The 17540-nt window shown below is 68.4% G+C and carries 12 protein-coding genes; 4 read left to right on the top strand and 8 right to left on the bottom strand.

All coding sequences use genetic code 11. The features are described 5' to 3' along the window. Positions 1-167 precede the first annotated feature (167 nt). Both BXA10_RS14955 and BXA10_RS14950 read right to left on the bottom strand, forming a co-directional pair. Complete coding sequence (locus tag BXA10_RS14955) at positions 168-476, bottom strand: MoaD/ThiS family protein (protein ID WP_076470952.1); 309 nt, start codon at positions 474-476, stop codon at positions 168-170. Next, positions 473-1588: a WD40/YVTN/BNR-like repeat-containing protein gene (locus BXA10_RS14950; protein ID WP_076470951.1), complete on the bottom strand. Its 1116-nt coding sequence runs from the start codon at positions 1586-1588 to the stop codon at positions 473-475. Before BXA10_RS14950 ends, BXA10_RS14955 begins: the two co-directional genes overlap by 4 nt. Positions 1589-1846: 258 nt before the next feature. Here BXA10_RS14950 and BXA10_RS14945 point away from each other — a divergent pair, with 258 nt between their 5' ends. Continuing rightward, entirely contained in the window at positions 1847-2545 is a 699-nt protein-coding gene (locus tag BXA10_RS14945; RefSeq protein ID WP_076470950.1) for a hypothetical protein, read from the top strand. Positions 2546-2685: 140 nt separating this feature from the next. Here BXA10_RS14945 and BXA10_RS14940 read toward each other — a convergent pair whose 3' ends face one another. Continuing rightward, entirely contained in the window at positions 2686-4008 is a 1323-nt protein-coding gene (locus BXA10_RS14940; RefSeq protein ID WP_076470949.1) for a radical SAM protein, read from the bottom strand. 348 nt (positions 4009-4356) lie between these two features. Between BXA10_RS14940 and sodN the strand changes: the two genes are divergently transcribed. The 3 genes from sodN to BXA10_RS14925 all read left to right on the top strand — a co-directional run bounded on the left by sodN (position 4357) and on the right by BXA10_RS14925 (position 7787). After that, positions 4357-4761, top strand: a complete 405-nt coding sequence (gene sodN, locus BXA10_RS14935) for a superoxide dismutase, Ni (RefSeq protein ID WP_076470948.1) — start codon at positions 4357-4359, stop codon at positions 4759-4761. Between the two features lie 157 nt (positions 4762-4918). Beyond that, on the top strand, positions 4919-6766 hold the full coding sequence (locus BXA10_RS14930; protein ID WP_076471045.1) for a 2-oxoacid:acceptor oxidoreductase subunit alpha: 1848 nt from the start codon (positions 4919-4921) through the stop codon (positions 6764-6766). Then, complete coding sequence (locus tag BXA10_RS14925) at positions 6759-7787, top strand: 2-oxoacid:ferredoxin oxidoreductase subunit beta (RefSeq protein WP_076470947.1); 1029 nt, start codon at positions 6759-6761, stop codon at positions 7785-7787. Before BXA10_RS14930 ends, BXA10_RS14925 begins: the two co-directional genes overlap by 8 nt. 99 nt (positions 7788-7886) lie before the next feature. Here the strand turns inward: BXA10_RS14925 and BXA10_RS14920 are convergent, their stop codons facing one another. The 5 genes from BXA10_RS14920 to BXA10_RS14900 form a co-directional block, all read right to left on the bottom strand. After that, positions 7887-9071 carry a low temperature requirement protein A gene (locus tag BXA10_RS14920; protein WP_076470946.1) on the bottom strand — a complete coding sequence of 395 codons (1185 nt, stop codon included), beginning with the start codon at positions 9069-9071 and terminating at the stop codon, positions 7887-7889. 223 nt (positions 9072-9294) lie between these two features. Beyond that, complete coding sequence (locus BXA10_RS14915; protein ID WP_076470945.1) at positions 9295-9720, bottom strand: MmcQ/YjbR family DNA-binding protein; 426 nt, start codon at positions 9718-9720, stop codon at positions 9295-9297. Between the two features lie 315 nt (positions 9721-10035). Next, positions 10036-12282: a penicillin acylase family protein gene (locus tag BXA10_RS14910; RefSeq protein ID WP_084752804.1), complete on the bottom strand. Its 2247-nt coding sequence runs from the start codon at positions 12280-12282 to the stop codon at positions 10036-10038. A 95-nt stretch (positions 12283-12377) separates the two neighbouring features. Further along, positions 12378-14276 (bottom strand): M14 family metallopeptidase, encoded by a 1899-nt coding sequence (locus tag BXA10_RS14905; RefSeq protein WP_217696775.1) that lies wholly within the window; start codon positions 14274-14276, stop codon positions 12378-12380. Between the two features lie 394 nt (positions 14277-14670). Continuing rightward, positions 14671-17268, bottom strand: a complete 2598-nt coding sequence (locus BXA10_RS14900; RefSeq protein WP_076470944.1) for a M64 family metallopeptidase — start codon at positions 17266-17268, stop codon at positions 14671-14673. Positions 17269-17540: the final 272 nt, after the last annotated feature.

The following is a 17540-nucleotide window of genomic DNA, read 5'->3' as shown; positions in this document are numbered from 1 at the left end:
CCGACCCCACCGGGCTGGTGGCATGCCGCCGCGGACGGAACGCTCGGTGCGCACACCGGCGACGACTTCTGAGACCCGCCCGACACGTCGACACAAGCCCGGGGCACCACTCCAGGGAAACCCGGTCGGGCCGGGGACTGCCCCCGGCCCGAGCAGGTCGGCTGGCGCTATCCCCCGGCCATCGCGCCGAGGACGATGAACGGCTCCTTGCCGACGACGACCTCCTCGGGCAGCGGCGCGTCGGGCGATTCGTTGGAGAGGTCCTCCTCGCAGGCGTAGAAGCGGACGAACGCGCGGCGCTTGCCGCTGTGCCGGTCACGGATGGTCCCGAGCAGCATCGGGTACTGCGCTTCGAGAGCGTCCAGCACCGAACGCTGGGTGACCGCGCCGTCCGGCCCGGTCACCCCCTCGAGACGCACCTCCCCGGTGACGTGTGCCAGGTTCTTCAGGTGGGCCGGGAGGAGCACCCGGATCACGGCAGCACCTGGGCTTCCACGGAGAGCACGGGCGGCAGGTCCCGGACGATCGACGCCCAACTGTCGCCGCCGTCGGCCGAGTGGTAGACCTGGCCCCCGGTGGTGCCGAAGTAGATTCCACCCGGGTCGAGCGTGTCGACCGCCATCGCGTCGCGCAGCACGTTGACGTAGCAGTCGGACTGCGGCAGTCCCTTGGTCAGCGGCTCCCACTCGTCGCCGCCGGTGCGGCTGCGGTACACGCGCAGCTTGCCCTCCGGCGGGTAGTGCTCGGAGTCGCTCTTGATCGGTACGACGTAGATCGTCTCCGGCTCGTGCGGGTGCACGGCGATCGGGAAGCCGAAGTCCGACGGCAGGTTGCCGCTGACCTCGCGCCAGTTCGCCCCGGCGTCGTCGCTGCGCATCACGTCCCAGTGCTTCTGCATGAACAGGGTGTCCGGTCGCGACGGGTGCTGGGTGATGTGGTGCACGCAGTGGCCGACCTCGGCGTCCTGGTCGGGGATCTCCCCGGAACGCAGGCCCTTGTTGATCGGCAGCCAACTGTCGCCGCCGTCGTCGCTGCGGAACGCGCCCGCCGCCGAGATGGCGGTGTAGATCCGGCCCGGATGCGTCGGGTCCAGGATGATCGTGTGCAGGCACAGGCCGCCCGCGCCGGGCTGCCAGGACGGCCCGGTCGGGTGGGTGCGGAGCGCGGTGAGCTCGGTCCACTTGAGGCCGCCGTCGGTGGACAGGTAGAGGGCGGCGTCCTCGGCCCCCGCGTACACCGTGTCGGGGTCGTCGCGGGACGGCTCCAGGTGCCAGACGCGCTTGAACTCCCACGGACGTGGGGTCCCGTCGTACCAGAGATGCTCACCGACCTCGCCCGCATAGGCGAAGTCGTTGCCGACCGGGTTCCAGCTCTTGCCGCCGTCGTCCGACCGCTGGATCAACTGACCGAACCAGCCTCCGGACTGGGAGGCGTAGAGCCGGTTCGGATCGACCGGAGACCCGGTCAGGTGGTAGATCTCCCAGCCACCGAAGTGCGGTCCCTCGACCGTCCAGTCGCCGCGCCGGCCGTCCGACGTCAGCACGAACGCACCCTTGCGTGTGCCTACCAGCACCCGTACGCCAGTCATGCCCGAATCCTTCCGTTCGGTTTCGGCGTTGCCGTCGGATGAGGACCCGTCACCACGCCGAAGCTCATCGGTCACCGTCAGTCGTACTCTCCGGGTACGACGAACTGGTGTCCATGGCTCTGACGGCGTGTCGGGAGACGCGCAGCGCGGCCCGCCGGTGTCAGCACAGCCCTTCACGGCGGAACTCGGGCCGCAAGCCGGCCGGCGAGCACGACGAGAGCCATTGAGGCGCCTACGTTGCCGCGCGATACTGCGACTGTGTGGCCAGCCCTGTTCATCCTGCTGAGCGTCTATTTCATACTGAATCAGGTCGGCGTATCCGACAGCGGCGCGGCGTTCTGGGCGCCTACGGCCGCGGCCTTGGTGGCTGTGTCGCTGCTGTGGCGCGCCGCGCGCAACGATGAGGCGCGGACGGCGGAGCCCGTACCACGGCCCAGGCTGGCCCGTCGCGTGCTGGCGCTGGCCGCCCTGACCTACGTCACCGTGTCACTGGTGGCCGGACTCGTCGCCGGGTTCGTGCCCGTGATTCCCCCAGGCGCCTCTCCTGATCACGCCATCGCCATCGGCCTGCGGTTGTCCACAACCGTGGCGTTGCCGGTCAGCCTGATCCTCATCGTCGGAGTGGGACGCCTGTCCGCGGCCTGGTTGACCGTCAGGAGACCTTTCCGCTGGCTCGGAGCGATATCCGTGATTCCAGCGCTTGTCTCATTTGCGCTGCATCCCGCAGCCGTGGCGTTTTCCCGGAGATACGGGAGCACACCTCCGCGTGAAGTGGCAGAGACCCTTCCGCGGCTCATCGCCGTGATAATCCTGATCTTCTGCGCCCTGGCCCTCGGCAATCTGCGCGGGCGGGAATCGCTGGGACGAAGCGCAGCGGCGGAGAGCACCGGCGACGGCACCAGTCCCGGTGCCATTGACACCGGCGGGGTCACCGGGCCGAGCCAAACCAGACCCTAGTGGATGTCGGAGCGGGATGTCCTCGCCGTGCCGTTGCAGATCATGAAGTCGGGGGTCGAGTCCCGGAGGATTCGAGGACTGCGGTTTGCGCCACCGGATGGGGCGAATTGCCCCATCCGGTGAAGTCGTACCGGACGGGCTCAGCCCTCGGTCGCCGCCGGCTCCGCGGGCAGGCTGTCCATGAACGAGCTGACCGAGAAGACGGCCCGGCCGGGGCCGGCGGGGCCGTACCCGGGCGGGCTGGACAGGCCGTTCGCCTCCATCGTGGCGCGGTAGATCTCCAGCAGCCGGATGTGGTACTCGAGCGGCGCGCCCTGCGGGTTGCTGCGGCCGAGCGGGGTGGTCGGCTCGGGGCACCAGGTGGTGAACCGGGGGGTGATTCCGCGGGACATGAAGTACTGCAGGCCCTCGGCGGTCGAGTCGATCGCCTCGTCGACGCTGGTGAAGCCGTGCGGGGCGGCCATCTCCACTCCGGCGACGAAGTTCGGGATGACGTTACGCGGCCCGAAGACCTCGGCGGAGTCGAGGATGCGCCGGTGCCACTCCTCCCGGCCCACGTACCGCTCCTTGCCCGGGCAGTAGAGCTCGAAGAGGCGCTTGTCCCACACCTCGTAGTTCGGGTGGTAGATCCGGATCCCGTAGTCGTGGAAGCGCTGCACGTCGGCCCGCGGCAACGCCTGGGCGACGACCTTGCCGATCCACCGGCCCGGGAACCGCTCCTCGATCGCCTGGGCGTAGCGGCCGTAGAAGTCGGCCTCGGCCAGCCCGTCGACCTTCGAGGTGATGCTGCCGCCGGTCAGCGTGTACGCCTTCGACGCGCGGGCCGTGTCGTACTTGTCGATGATGGCCAGCGCTTCGAGGACCTCGTCGACCGGCTTGACCCCGGTGTACGGGCGGCCGGCCTGCTTGTGCTGACGCCAGTTGTGGTTGATGTCGCAGTACTGACACTCCTCCTTGGCGCCGAAGTACTGGCAGACCCGGAAGGCGGTCAGGTAGATGAGGTAGCCCCACTGGATCGTCGGCGCGACCTCCATCACCGACTTGCCGTTGGCGAGCGTGTGCCGGTAGTAGTCCGGCATCGGCGGAAGGCCCACCTCGGCGATCGCGCGCCCGTCGAGGAAGAGCTTCAGCCTCCCGTCGTCATCGGGCTTGACCCGGTACGGCGAGTCGGGGTTGGTGCGGACCGAGACGACCGTGCGGCGCAGCTCGTACGGGCCGCCGGTGAGCACGATCTCCTCCGGTGGGCGACGCAGCGCGGCGGCACCCAGCTCCGGCAGCGTCCGGTGGTCGAACGAGAAGATGAAGTACGACTTCGGCTTGACGTCACCGCCCTCGTTCTCCGTCAGCGCCGAGTCGTCGAAGGCCAGGCCGCCACGCAGCAGGTCTTCCTTGATGACCGCCTCGCGCGGCACGTGAGGAAAGCGTCCCATGAGGTCTTCGATGAGATCGGTACGCGACGACATGCGCCCTCCCAGTACGTCGTGCACGGATGCGCCAGCGGGTTCGTGCGGTGGACTTCAGGTTTCCGGCGGCCCGGTATTCGAGGGGGCAAACCGTAGCACTCCCCTCGGGGCCACCTGCGGGGTTGAGAGCCAGTTCACGAGTGGTTGACCTGAAGTGGGGTTCAGGTCTTAGCGTCGTGCCGTCGACCACCTACCGGTGCTGACGCCTGCGTGCTCAGCAGTGTCGGGACCGACGTCGACGCGCGGTCCGAGGCAGCGCGGGCGGCTCGTCCACCACGACCCCCGAGATCATCGCCCGCTGCCGGAGCTGACATCGTCTGCACCGTCACCGGAAGGAGAATGAGTCGGATGCGACTGCCACGTTTCTTCACCCCCCGCACCACCGCGAGCGCTCACTGCGATCTGCCGTGTGGTGTCTACGACCCGGCCCAGGCTCGGATCGAGGCCGAGTCGATCAAGGCCATCTGTGAGAAGTACCAGGCCAACGAGGACCCGGAATTCCGTACCCGCGCCCTGATCATCAAGGAGCAGCGGGCCGAGTTGGTCAAGCACCACCTCTGGGTGCTATGGACCGACTACTTCAAGGCGCCCCACTTCGAGAAGTACCCGCAGCTGCACGGCCTCTTCAACGAGGCCACCAAGCTGGCCGGCGCCGGCGGGTCGAAGGGTTCCGCGGATCCGGAGGTCGCGACCCGGCTGCTCGCGAAGATCAACGAGATCTCGGAGATCTTCTGGGAGACCAAGCAGGCCTGATCCGCGTGGCGGCAGGGCGGGCCATCGCGGCCGCTCCCGAGCCGCCACCGCGGCGACCCGCGGGTGAGGCAACCGCGCCCTCTCGTGTGCGGTGCCTCACCCGCGAACCGCGTCAGCGAACGCCGCCCTCCCGCTCGACCAGAAGGGGTCCATCGACGTGACCAAGCAGATCCGTCAACTCGACCGGGTGGTCATCCGGTTCGCCGGTGACTCCGGTGACGGCATGCAGTTGACCGGCGACCGGTTCACGTCGGAGACGGCGCAACTGGGCAACGACATCTCGACGTTGCCCAACTTCCCGGCGGAGATCCGCGCGCCCGCCGGGACGTTGCCGGGTGTGTCGAGTTTTCAGGTGCACTTCGCCGACCATGACGTCCTGACTCCCGGTGACGCGCCGAACGTGTTGGTGGCGATGAATCCGGCCGCGTTGAAGGCGAACCTGGCCGACCTGCAACCGGGGGCGGACATCATCGTGAACACCGATGAGTTCACCAAACGCAACCTGGCCAAGGTCGGCTATGCGTCCAGTCCGCTCGACGACGACTCGCTCGCCCGGTACTCGGTGCACCCGGTGGCGCTCACGTCGATGACGGTCGGCGCGCTGGCCGACGCCGGAGTGGCGAAGAAGGACGCCGAGCGGGCCAAGAACATGTTCGCCCTCGGGCTGCTCTGCTGGATGTACTCCCGGCCGTACGAGTCGACGCTGCGATTCCTGGAGCGCAAGTTCGCCACGCGTCCGGACCTGGTCGGGGCGAACAAGGCGGCGTTCCGGGCCGGCTGGAACTACGGGGAGACCACCGAGGCCTTCGCGGTGCGGTACGAGGTGAAGCCGGCCCGCATGCGCCCCGGCACCTACCGCAACATCACCGGCAACCAGGCGCTGGCGCTCGGGCTGGTCGCCGCCGGGGTGCGGTCGAAGCTACCGGTCTTCCTGGGCGCGTACCCGATCACGCCGGCCTCGGACATCCTGCACGAACTCGCCAGGCACAAAAGGTTCGGCGTGACCACCATGCAGGCCGAGGACGAGATCGCAGCGGTCGGCGCCGCGCTCGGCGCGTCGTACGGCGGCGCCCTGGGCGTGACCACCACCTCCGGGCCCGGGGTGGCGCTGAAGAGCGAGACCATCTCCCTGGCGGTGGCGTTGGAGCTGCCCCTGGTGATCGTCGACGTGCAGCGCGCGGGTCCGTCGACCGGCATGCCCACCAAGACCGAGCAGGCCGACCTGAACCTGGCCCTCTACGGCCGCCACGGCGAAGCTCCGCTCGCGGTGGTCGCGCCCAAGTCACCGTCGGACTGCTTCTACGCGGCGTTGGAAGCCGCCCGGATCGCCCTCACCTACCGCACCCCGGTGATCCTGCTGTCGGACAACTACGTCGCCAACGGCTCCGAGCCGTGGCTGCTGCCGACCGTGGACGAGTTGCCCGACCTGCGGGTCGAGTTCGCCACCGAACCGAACGGCGAGGACGGGAAGACCTTCCTGCCCTATCTCCGCGACCCGCGAACCCTCGCCCGGCCGTGGGCCGTCCCCGGCACCCCCGGCCTGCAACACCGCATCGGTGGGCTGGAGAAGGCCGACAAGACCGGCGACATCTCGTACGACCCGGCCAACCACGATTTCATGGTCCGTATCCGCCAGGAACGCATCGACGCGATCCCGGTGCCGGACGTCGACGTCGAGGATCCGGACGGCGACGCGCGGGTGCTGGTGCTCGGCTGGGGCTCGACGTACGGGCCGATCGGTGCCGCCTGCCGGGCGCTGCGGGAGCGAGGACTGCCGATCGCGCAGGCGCACCTGCGGCACCTCGCGCCGCTGCCGGCCAACCTCGGCGAGGTGCTGGCCCAGTACGACAAGGTGGTCGTCCCGGAGATGAACCTCGGTCAGCTGGCCCGTCTGGTCCGGGCGAGGTATCTGGTCGACGCGGTGCCCTTCAACCAGGTCAGCGGTCTGCCGTTCACGGCCGCGACCCTGGAGAACATGCTCGAGGACGTGGTCAAGAATGCCTAGCCCGATTCCCGTCACCCCCGTGAAGCTCACCGGCAAGGACTTCAAGTCCGACCAGGAGGTGCGCTGGTGCCCCGGCTGCGGCGACTACGCCATCCTCGCCGCCATCCAACAGTTCATGCCCGAGCTGAACATCCCCCGGGAACGCACCGTGTTCGTCTCCGGCATCGGCTGCTCGTCCCGCTTCCCGTACTACATGAACACCTACGGGATGCACTCCATCCATGGCCGTGCGCCCGCCATCGCCACCGGCCTGTCCGTGTCCCGTCCCGACCTGTCGGTGTGGGTGGTGACCGGCGACGGCGACGCCCTCTCGATCGGTGGTAACCACCTGATCCACGCGCTGCGGCGGAACGTCAACCTCAAGATCCTGCTGTTCAACAACCGGATCTACGGGCTCACCAAGGGCCAGTACTCCCCCACCTCCGAGGTCGGGAAGATCACCAAGTCGACCCCGGTCGGCTCGGCGGACGCACCGTTCAACCCGCTCTCCCTCGCCCTCGGCGCGGAGGCCACCTTCGTGGCCCGCACCATCGACTCCGACCGCAAGCACCTCCAGTCGGTGCTGCGCGCCGCCGCCGAACACGAAGGTTCGGCCTTCGTCGAGATCTACCAGAACTGCAACATCTTCAACGACGGCGCCTTCGACCTGATCAAGGACCCGGCGACCCGGGACGAGCACCTGATCCGGCTCGAGCAGGGCCAGCCGATCACCTTCGGCAACGACGGCCGGTTCTCGGTCGTACACCCCGAAGGCAGCTTCGGCCTGACAGTGCAGGAGGGTGGCACGCCGATCATCCACGACGCCACGGTGGATGATCCGGCGTACGCCTTCGCCCTCACCCGGCTCTCCGGCTCCGACCTCACCACCACCCCGATCGGCGTCTTCCGCAACGTCTCTCGCCCGTCCTATGACCAAGTGGTGCAGAAGCAACTCGCTGACGCCGCGGCTGAGGCCACCGGTACGCCAGAGGCGATGCTCGCCGACCTGCTCAACGCCGGCGACACCTGGACCACCGGATAGATCTCCGAGCTTCCGGAGTGCGGGGCCCGCGCGGCCGACGGTGGACAGGCCCGATGGCGGAGGGTAAGGAAGTTGCCGTACAAGATCAGCGGCTGACGTTCAGGTGCCATGCGGAAGCGGGGCCGTCGGGTTACGCCCGGGCGGGCTGAACCACTCCTGAACGACCAGGGCGAGTACGAAGGCGGTAAGTAGCCCGAGCGCGGCAAGCGCGGGCAGGACCCGGGCGGCGGGTATCAGCAGGACCGCCAAGCCGACCACGACGACCTGTCGCCAGATGGAGTAACCGCCGGTCATCTTCAGGAAGATTAGCCGGGCACCGAAGTACAGTGCGGTCCCACCGAACAGTGCCGCACCTTCGATCCAGCTCATCCGCGTCTCGGCCCCGCGGCGGACCGGTTCGTGCGCCAGTTGATCAAGCACCTGCTCGATGCCCAAAGCAATGTAGAGGACCCCGATGACCATCGGGAAGTGAACCAAGCTGAATGCGTTGACCGCCAGGCGATCACGAGCGGCGCCGTGCACCCTCTGCAACACCTCTGCGGCCCCCACCGCCGAGTTCTCGTAGTACAGCCACCACATGCAGATCGTGACGACGAGGCCCAGCAGCGCCGCGAGTATCACAGAGCCGCAAACAGTAGCCAAGCCGACGCCCGAATTCACCGAGATCAGGGACTCGCCCAACGCGATGATCAGAACCAGGCAGTGCCGCTCGGTGAAATGGCCGGGGCTGCGTAGCGTCCATGTGCCGTAGGCAGAGGACAGGAAGGCAGCAGCGTAATCGATCACGATCGCGGCCGCCCAGAGCGCGATCTGCGCGGTGGCGCCGAGCACCGCGCCGGCGATCAGCGGCACCCATGCGACCAGCGACACAATGAGGTAGATACGCAGAGCACGCTGGCGGCTCGCTTCGGCGATCGAGAAGAACACCACGAAGTGCACGATCCGCAGCATTATGTAAGCGCCGACCAGCATGAGCGGCCCGTTCACGGAGCCACCCCGTGACGGCCAGGCGTTCGGGATCACCAGCGCGGCGACGAACACGGCCCCCATCGCGATCGTCGTTCCGGTGCGGATCCGTCCGATATCGGCAACGGCACTGTTACCCAGCCAGGTGTAGTTGCTCCAGGACACCCACAACAGCGCCAGCACGATCAGCCCCTGCCCCAGTCCGAGAGGCGTGAGCCGATCGTCCATGAACGCTATGACCCGGGTGAGCGCGAAGACGAAGACGAGATCGAAGAAGATTTCAAAGAGCGTCGGCCGGTGGGTCTCCTCGGTCAGCACCGGCCTCCTCGATCGGAAGAGCCCCGATCGAGACCGCCCGGACCGAGAGTGCTGCATGTTCTCATCTTCCGCGTCGATGCGCCCGCAGGAGACGAATTGCGCCACGGGTCGCCACCGTGGAACCCGGGCGCCCGCATTCGCGACCTCGCCGGGGCACGGCCGACACCCGGAGGTGACCGAGGCCCTCGTGGACCGGTTGGCTTGTTGACCCGCCGGGAGGCGCTCAGCCGCGCTGGTCGCCGACCGGCTCTCCGGCTCGGCCGAGAGGCGGTGCCGACCCGAGGGTATCGTCGAGGTCACCGGCGATCTCCTCCGGCGCGCGCATGCGCCACGCGTCGGTGACGAGTTCGCTGAGCCGGTCGACGGTCACGTGGTCCAGCCGCAGCATGACTAGGGGCAGTCCCTCGTAGGCGGGCGTGGTGAAGAATCGCTCTGGTTCGCCGAGCAGCAACGCCTGCTTCTCTGCCTCGTCGCCGACGTACAGCACCGCGATGTCGGTCCGGATGACCCGCGGCCGGCCCGGTCTGTGCTCGGGATACGACCAGACGAAGCCCTTGTTGGCGACCCGGAAGTCGAAGCCGTCGCTGTCAATCTCGACCACGTGTGGTAGCGCGAGCGCCAGCTGACGCACGTCGTCGGCGTCAGCCATGGCGGTCTCGCTCAGATGCCGGATCCCGCATGGGCACAGGCTAACGGCGGGCGGTGACAGTTCGCGCCGCACCGGAGGCGGCGTGCCGCGAGGTGATCGCTGCGCGAGGTGATCGCTGCGCGAGGTGATCGCTGCGCGAGGTGATCGCTGCGCGAGGTGATCGCTGCGCGAGGTGATCGCTGCGCGAGGTGATCGATGCGCGGGTCGACGCCGAGGCGCGCGGCGGCCGGTCATCGGCCTGGGGCGCCTCGGCGTCGACGAGCGTTCCGGCACGGAGTCGGTGGCACGGCTTCAACAGCGCCGCCGACGGCCCGATCAGTTGCCCGGCTGGTAGATCCGCTCGATGTGGCCCTTGAGATCCTGCGGATAGAAGTAGACCGGCCGGAGGTCACCGCTGGCGTAGCGCTCGACCTGGTCGTCGAAGTGCGGCGAGTCGGGGTGCCCGCTCGCGCCGCCGGCCGTCACCGCCCAGGCGCGCAGCTTCGGCCCGAATTCGACGACCGCGACGAAGCTGTTGCCGCTGGTGCCGTAGTAGCGCTTCGTGCCCGGGTAGCGCCGCGCTCCGAACGAGGCGAGGGAGCCCCACTGCGCGGAGGTGAAGGGCACCGGGTAACTCGGCTTGGTGTCGTCGAACGTCTGGGTGATCGCGCCGTCGTTGCGCTGGAAGCGGTTGATCTGCCCCCAGGGCACCTGCCAGCTGCCGAAGTCCTGGGTCAGCCGTGCGACGGCCTCCTCCAGCGCGGTGAGCCGCTGCGCGTCGGTGGCGCGCTCGGCCAGGTAGTCCCACATCGACAGGCCCGCGTCCCTGGCTGCCTGGGACAGGGGGGCCCAGAGAGCCTCGCCCCAGAACACGGCCAGCGACGTGGCTGTCGATTCCGCGCCCCACCGGTAGTCCCAGCCGCGCAGCAGGTCGATCGGGTCGGCGAGCCTCGCCCGCTGCTGGTCGCCGGCGGGCAGCTTGTCCCACGCGGCGACGAGCTGCGGCACGAGGCGGGCGAAGGCGGTGAGGTAGGTGTCGAAGGCTGCCGCGATCAGGCTCTGGGGGGTGAAGTGGGGTTGCGCGGTCAGCACCCGGATGGCCTGCGGTCCGCGCGGGTTCTCGCCCGCCTGGTCGAAGTAGCGCGGGTAGTCCTCCGCCTTGGGGCTGTACGGGCCGGCGGCGGTCCAGGGCCAGTTGTTGGTGTTGAACGCCCAGCCGTTCTTCGGGTTCACCGCCTGCGGCAGGCTCTTGAGGCTGTGCAGCCCGCGCCAGTCCGTCGCCGGGTCGCTGCCGTCGACGGGCTTGCGGTAGTCGAAGCGGTCGTCGCGTACCGGCATGAACTGCGGCACGAGGAAGGCGATCTCGCCCTTGGAGTCGGCGAAGAGCGTGTTGTTCGAGCTGTTGGCCTTGTAGCCGGCCACCTGCATGAAGTCCGCGTAGTCCCGGGTCTTGGTGCGCAGGAAGCTCTGCAGCAGCGCCTCCACGGGCTTGTTCATCAACGCGAACGCGATCCACTTGCCGTCCGCTTCGCGCACGATCGGCCCGTGGTGGGTGGCGAAGGTGGTGAAGGTGCGCTTCGCCCGAGCGCCGTCGGCAGTGCGGTAGGACAGAGTGATCGTCTTCTTCGTCACCGGTCGCAGCGCGTCGCCGTAGCGGTAGTAGTGGCGACCTCCTGCCTTGGTCACGATCGTCTCGGCGAACTCGTCGACGTTGTCGACGCCGCTGGAGGTGTGCATCCAGCCGGTGTCCTCGTTGAAGCCCTGATAGATGAAGAGCTGCCCCCAGGTGGCCGCGCCGTACGCGTTGAGCCCCTCGCCGCTGGTCACGTGCTGCTCGGAGCGGAAGAAGAAGCTGGTGTGCGGGTTGATCAGGAGTAGCGCGTGGCCGTCCCGGGTGTGACTCGGTGCGATCGCCATGCCGTTCGAACCCGAGGGCTCGCGGAACAGCAGTCCGCGCTCCTCGTCGGTCATCTCGACCTGGCGGTTGTCGTAGAACGCTTCGAGCTGCGTGAGCGGGACGCGTTCGATGTCGCCGCCGATGCTGCCCTCGGAGAAGCTCAGCGGCATCCACGGCTCGAAACGTGTGATCACGCGCGGCCGCACTTCGGGGTGGGTCGCGAGGAAGTAGTTCAGCCCGTCGGCCCAGGCCTGCATGAGCTTGCGCAACCAGGCCGGGCTCTCCGCGTAGTACCTCTTCAGCACCCCGGGGTCGATGAAGAGTCGCTGGCGCAGGTCCTGCCAGATGGCGCTCTCGCCCTCGGCCTCGGCGAGCCGGCCGAGGCTCACCAGGTAATTGCGTTCGATCCGGTCGAAGTCGTCCTCGGCCTGGGCGTAGATCATCCCGAACACCGCGTCGGCGTCGGTCCTGCCGACCACGTGCGGAATGCCCCAGTCGTCGCGGGTGATCGTCACGTGTGCCGCTTGCCTACGCCAGCGGGCGAGGTCGGGCGCGTTCTGTTTGGGGGCGGCTAGGGCACCGCCGGACGGCAGGCCCGTCGCGACGGCAGCGGCTCCGGCGGCCAGTCCGGCTGCTCCGCCCAGCACCCGACGTCGGCTGAGCCTTCCGTTCTGCAGGTTCGTCATGAGTTGGTTCACTTTCTCCGTTCAGGGGTTGTGCGAATCGCGGGCACGGGGGTGGGCGTCGCTCCGGGGTCCGGGGCGACGCCCACCGCACGCGCTCAGTTCAGTCGTACGGACGCGGTGTCCAGACCGCCCCGGACGCTTACCGCGTTCACCGTGACGGTGTCCGCGTCGGATTTGACGACCCGGAGTCGTACCTTCTGGTCGTCACCACCGTCGAGGTAGAACTGCGGGGCGTCGCCGACCCTGCGGGCGCCTTGCACCGTGACGGTGTCCGGTGCGACGATCTTGACCTCCTTCGCCTGCTCCAGGGCGGTCGGGATGCGGCCGGTGTTCTTGACCGTCGCCGTGATCTCGTGCGTGGCGCCGTCGGCCTGGTTGCCCTTGAGCTTCTTGACCTGGACCCTGGTGAGGTCGACCTGCGGCAGGGACTGGGTCAGGTACAGGTTGAACTGGGCCTGGTTGGCGGCCCACTCGCCGATCAGGTCGTCCGACGGGTTCTGGGACCAGAACTTGGGGTTGATGCCGCCGACCTCGACGGTTCCGAGCGTGGGGTGCTGTGCCTTCGTCCAGGGCAGGAAGCAGTTCGTGCGCCCATTCTCGGCGCACCACCGCGACCGCTCCCAGTCGGCCCAGCGGCCGTCCTTGTCGTAGTCGGTGAAGTCGCCACCGTTCCAGATCTCGTCGCCGTACCAGATGGCGCCGTACTGGAAGTAGCCGAAGTCCGGGCCGTGCCCGAAGAGCGCCTCCGGGTCGCCGCCGTTACGGGTGGCGTAGTCGATGTAGACGCTGCCGGCGTTGCGGTAGCCGGTGAAGGAGACGCCCGCCTTGTCGAAGTGCTCGTAGAGCTTGCGGTCGCTCTTGTACATGCATTCTTCCGGGTCGCAGGTCGACGGCCCGCGCAGGTGCATGGGCACGCGGGTGTCCATGCTGTTCACCGCGGCGATGTTCGTGTGCGACATCAGCCACGTGTAGACGTGCTTGGTCTCCGGCTCCGACAGCGGGTACTCGCCGGCGCCGCCCTGGGTCAGGTTGCGGCCGGTGGCGTCGTCCTCGGCCATCGGGTGCCAGTTGTAGGGGTAGTTGCGGTGCAGGTCGAGGCCACCGATGCCGTCTTCGTTGTAGCGGCCGTCGCCGTCGTTGTCGATGCCCTCGGAGAACATGAGGTAGTCGCCGTTGCCCGCGCCGACGCTCAGCATCGCGTTTCCGGCCGGGTCGCGCGCGTCAACGACGTGGGTACCCTTGCCGGCGCCGACGTACTGGCGCATCTGGCTCAGGTAACCGTCGTCGTTGATGTCCTCGCCCGGGTCGTCGTCGCGCTTGCCGTCGCCGTCGTTGTCGTACGGCCGTACGGTCGACCGGTTGGTCTGGGCGGTGTAGAGGTACATGTCGTGGCCGTCGGGGTTGTTGACGGGCCGGATGTAGACCGTCTTGTCGTCGAGCAGTTTGTCGACGGTCCGGTCCTTACCGGCCTTCGTGATGAGGTGTTGCGCCAACCACAGCGAGCTCTCGGCCGACGAGGTCTCCCCCGAGTGCCGGTTGCCCTCGAAGTACGCGGCCGGCTTGTCGGTGTCCTTCCCGGTCGACTTGTCCGTGATGGTCAGCTGGTAGATCGGCTGGCCGCTGTAGCTCTCGCCGACGATGTACAGGTCGACGATGTCGGGGCGCTCGTGGGCCCACTTCTTCAGCCACCACTGGATCTCGATGCCGGTGTGGAAGTGGTCGAAGTCCATCTGGCCCGGCGTCGTCGGCCGCACCTGGTCGTAGTTGACGACCTTGAACGTGCTCTCCCCGTCGCGTTGTCCGGCGATGGTGATGGTGGGGGTCGTCGGCGTCACGCTGCCGGGGAACGGCCCCGGGTCCTGCGGCGACTGCAGGCCGACGGTGAAGGTGGGGGTCGCGGACAGGGCGGCGTCGTCGAGGGCGTCGCCTCCGCCCGCACCCCAGAGTGGTGCCGTCCCGACGGCGAGGACGCCCGCTGTCAGGATCGCCAACATGGCTGTCGGGCGCTTCTTCTTCGGCGAGCGCCGGACCGCGGCGTCATGGTCGCTGGTCTGCGGCTGGTCGGGGGGACGTGGTGAAACTTCGGAGCCCAAGGCAAATCTCCCGGTGTCACGTTGGTTGCCCATTGCCGACAGGCAGGGCAATTACTTTGCGTAAGGGGGCTGCCACCCTGCGGGTACTCGAGTGGGGATCACCGTAATCGGCCGCATTATGAATGTAAATAACTGTATATAGTCAGGTCCTTACGCATTCGTCGGTCACGCACGGCCTCCCAGCAGCCCGGGCACCCCTCGACGGCACCCGTCACCCACGCGGCGACGGCCCCGAGCAACCGGATGAGACGTGGTGGGCCGACGACCGCCGGCCCACCACGTGCGGCAGAGCGCGTCAGAGGGCCGCGCAGTCACCGCCCTTGGCCCCGTTGACCGTGTTGGGCGCGCCGAAGTCCTTCACCGCCGCGCTGTTACCGGCGCAGCTCAGCGATCCGTTGATCCGGCTGCCGACCAGGATCGGCCCGTAGGCGCCGGCCAGCCGGCTGTACCGGTCGTTGGCGCTCACCTGGACGTTCCGAGTCAGGCTGACCGAACCGTTGAAGGTGCTGCCGGCGATCGTCACGTCCCGCGTGGTCCCGGCGACATCCGTGGCGCCGTTCACCGTGCTGCCGAAGATCTGCAGCGCCTGGGCTCCGGTCGCCGACAACGCGCCCGTGATCGAACTGTCGCTGACCACCAGCGACGCGCCCGGCTTCACCGACACCGCACCCAACACCTGGGCGTTCTTGAGGCAGGTCACGCCCTCGCTGGCCACGACCCGCAACTGCGGGCCGGTCAGCGTCCGGGTGCAGTCGGGCGACACGCCCGGCAGCACGGTGGCCCGGTACGCGCTGGGTTCCCCGACATTGCCGGCCGGGTCGATGGCCCGGTGCTCGACGAGGTGCGTGCCGAATCCCGGCACGAACCCGCCGGCGGGGTGGTCGTCCGGCAGCGTCTGCTCGAACGCCGCCCTCGACAGGCCACCCGTGCCGAGGTTGCCGTACGTCAGCGCCTTGACGTCCGTGCCGGAGTGGCGGAACTGGAACGGCGAGGCGGGCATCGGCTTCTCCGGGAAGCCGAAGTAGTTGTACCAACCGTCCTTGTCGAGCCGGAACTGACCGACGACGTAGCGATCCTCGTCGTAGCCGGTGTGGTCGTCACGCGGGTCCAGCCGCATGTCCCACCCGTTGAAGTACACCGGGTGCTCCACGTCGCCGGCGAGACGGGTAAGCGGCTGCGACAGGGTCCGGGGCGCCGTGGGCAGGGCATTGTCGACGGTCCACTCGACGCGGTCGGAGACGCCGCCCGGATCGGCCGGGTCGGTCACCGTCGCGGTCAACTTGTGGGTGCCCGCCGCCAGCGCCAACGCGCCCAGGTCCAGGTTGCGGCTGTTGTGCGGGTTCGGTACGGCGTCACCGTCCAACGACCAGGTCACGTCGAGGACCCGGTCGTCGGGGTGGTTGGTCCGCACGTACACGACCTCGTCACCGGCGACCGGCTGGCTGTTCATGGTGTGGCTGGTGAAGGTAGCCGCAGGCGACGACGACGTCACCTTCGTGTCACCGACCGTCCACTGCCGGGTCTGCACGAACCGCGGGCCGTTGTAGCCGGAGTTCGTGGCCGTGTTGCCGGTGGACGGATTGCGTACCCAGTCGGTGCCGTCCGGCCCCACCGGGTCGCGCACCTCCACGTGTACCACGGTCCCCGCCGGCAGGTCGAGCGCGCCGAGGTCGAGGTCACGGCTGTTGTGCGTGTCGAGCACGGTGCCGTCCGGGCCGCCGATCCGCCAGGTCACCTGCAGCTCGTGGTAGCGCGGCTGCCCCGTCTCGACCCACAGCACGCTGTCGGACGCCACCGTGCCGACCGGAGTGTGCCGCACGTTCATCTGCCCGGAGTTACGCATTCCGGTGACCCGGGCGACCATGTGCTCCAGGCCGACCTGGTCGAAGTCGAATCCGATCCAGCGCATCATCGAGTGTTCGCTGGGCCGGCGCTGGCCGCACGGGTAGCTGCCGCCACCCTCGTGCAGCCCGATCGTGCCGCCGGACAGGCTCTCCTCGCCGACCCAGCGCCACCACTTCTGCTGGTCCTCGACCATCTTCTGTGGATCAGTGTAGGTGGTGTGGTGGAAGCTGTTGGGCTCGCCGCCGGTGTAGCAGGGGCGGACCACGTCACGCGAGGAGTACGGGTACTCGTCGGCGAGCGTACCGAGCGAGTGACCGATCTCGTGCAGCGAGATCAGCGGGCCCTGCGGGGAGCCGCCCGAGGTCGTCGCGTTGGTGCCGCCGATCCCGCCGTACGTGAACGTGTTGAAGATCGCCAACGTCTGCACGTTCTGCGAGGTGCGCGGAATGCCCAGCACCGGCGCCACGTAATTGTCGAGGATGCGGTTGTGCGCCTGGTTGCCGGTCTCGCACGGGTTGACCCCGGCCGGGTAGTAGGCGGCGAAGTCCTGACAGTTCTCCGGTGCGCCGCCGTAGACGGTGCCCCGCGACAGCGGGTCGTTGCAGCCGTTCTGGTAGATCATCCGCAGCGCGGTGATCTTGGCGTTGATCGGCCCCTCACGCTCACCGGTGTCGCGGATCGTGCCGTCCGGATGACGTACCCGGCCGTCCGGGTCGCACCGGACGCCGTAGTCGATCGAGGCGATCTCCACCGCGTACACGTTGATGTAGTCGCGGTAGGTGCGGAACGGCTCCGTGGCCCACATGACGGCCAGGTTGCGGTCCACGTCCTGGAGGAAGAGCTGCTGCTGGTCCCACTGGTAGCCGTCACCCATGATGATCAGGTTCAGCCGCTCGGCGGCTGGGCCGGTGACCTGGATCGGATGCACCTTCGGGTTCGGCAGCGGCATCGGTGGACCGTCTGCCGGAGCGCCGCTCGCCGGGCCGACCCCGCCCAGCAGGCTGGCCACCAGGGCCACCGCTGCCAGGGCCGCAACCTTGAGTTTCACTAGCTCCCCACCTCACATTCGTCAACCGGCGTCTATCTCCGGCCTTCAGAAGCTAGTTCGGGGTTCGTGCGAGAAGCACCAGACACCTGATGGAACTTCCGTGGCCACCGCCCGTTCAGCCGACGGGCCGGCGTGATCCGGGTGGACGACGAGGGCGTCGGCCACGAGCTCGGCTCCGGCGCTCGTCGTCCGGGAACGGGCCGGGTACCGCGGGACGGCCCCACAGGTTTAGGTTGATCAACTTTGGGTACATCTCCGCCACGCGCGGAGAT

Origin of the sequence: Micromonospora avicenniae, assembly GCF_900156065.1 — a bacterium.
Taxonomy (GTDB): domain Bacteria; phylum Actinomycetota; class Actinomycetes; order Mycobacteriales; family Micromonosporaceae; genus Micromonospora; species Micromonospora avicenniae.
Note: the sequence above shows the minus strand (reverse complement) of the source record. Positions and strands in the feature narration are given on the sequence as shown.

What these genes read in the sequence shown, in the direction of transcription:
- BXA10_RS14950 (WP_076470951.1), bottom strand. Translation starts at nt 1,588, where the DNA reads ATGACTGGCGTACGGGTGCTGGTAGGCACACGCAAGGGTGCGTTCGTG.
- BXA10_RS14940 (WP_076470949.1), bottom strand. Translation starts at nt 4,008, where the DNA reads ATGTCGTCGCGTACCGATCTCATCGAAGACCTCATGGGACGCTTTCCT.
- sodN (WP_076470948.1), top strand. Translation starts at nt 4,357, where the DNA reads ATGCGACTGCCACGTTTCTTCACCCCCCGCACCACCGCGAGCGCTCAC.
- BXA10_RS14925 (WP_076470947.1), top strand. Translation starts at nt 6,759, where the DNA reads ATGCCTAGCCCGATTCCCGTCACCCCCGTGAAGCTCACCGGCAAGGAC.
- BXA10_RS14915 (WP_076470945.1), bottom strand. Translation starts at nt 9,720, where the DNA reads ATGGCTGACGCCGACGACGTGCGTCAGCTGGCGCTCGCGCTACCACAC.
- BXA10_RS14910 (WP_084752804.1), bottom strand. Translation starts at nt 12,282, where the DNA reads ATGACGAACCTGCAGAACGGAAGGCTCAGCCGACGTCGGGTGCTGGGC.
- BXA10_RS14905 (WP_217696775.1), bottom strand. Translation starts at nt 14,276, where the DNA reads ATGTTGGCGATCCTGACAGCGGGCGTCCTCGCCGTCGGGACGGCACCA.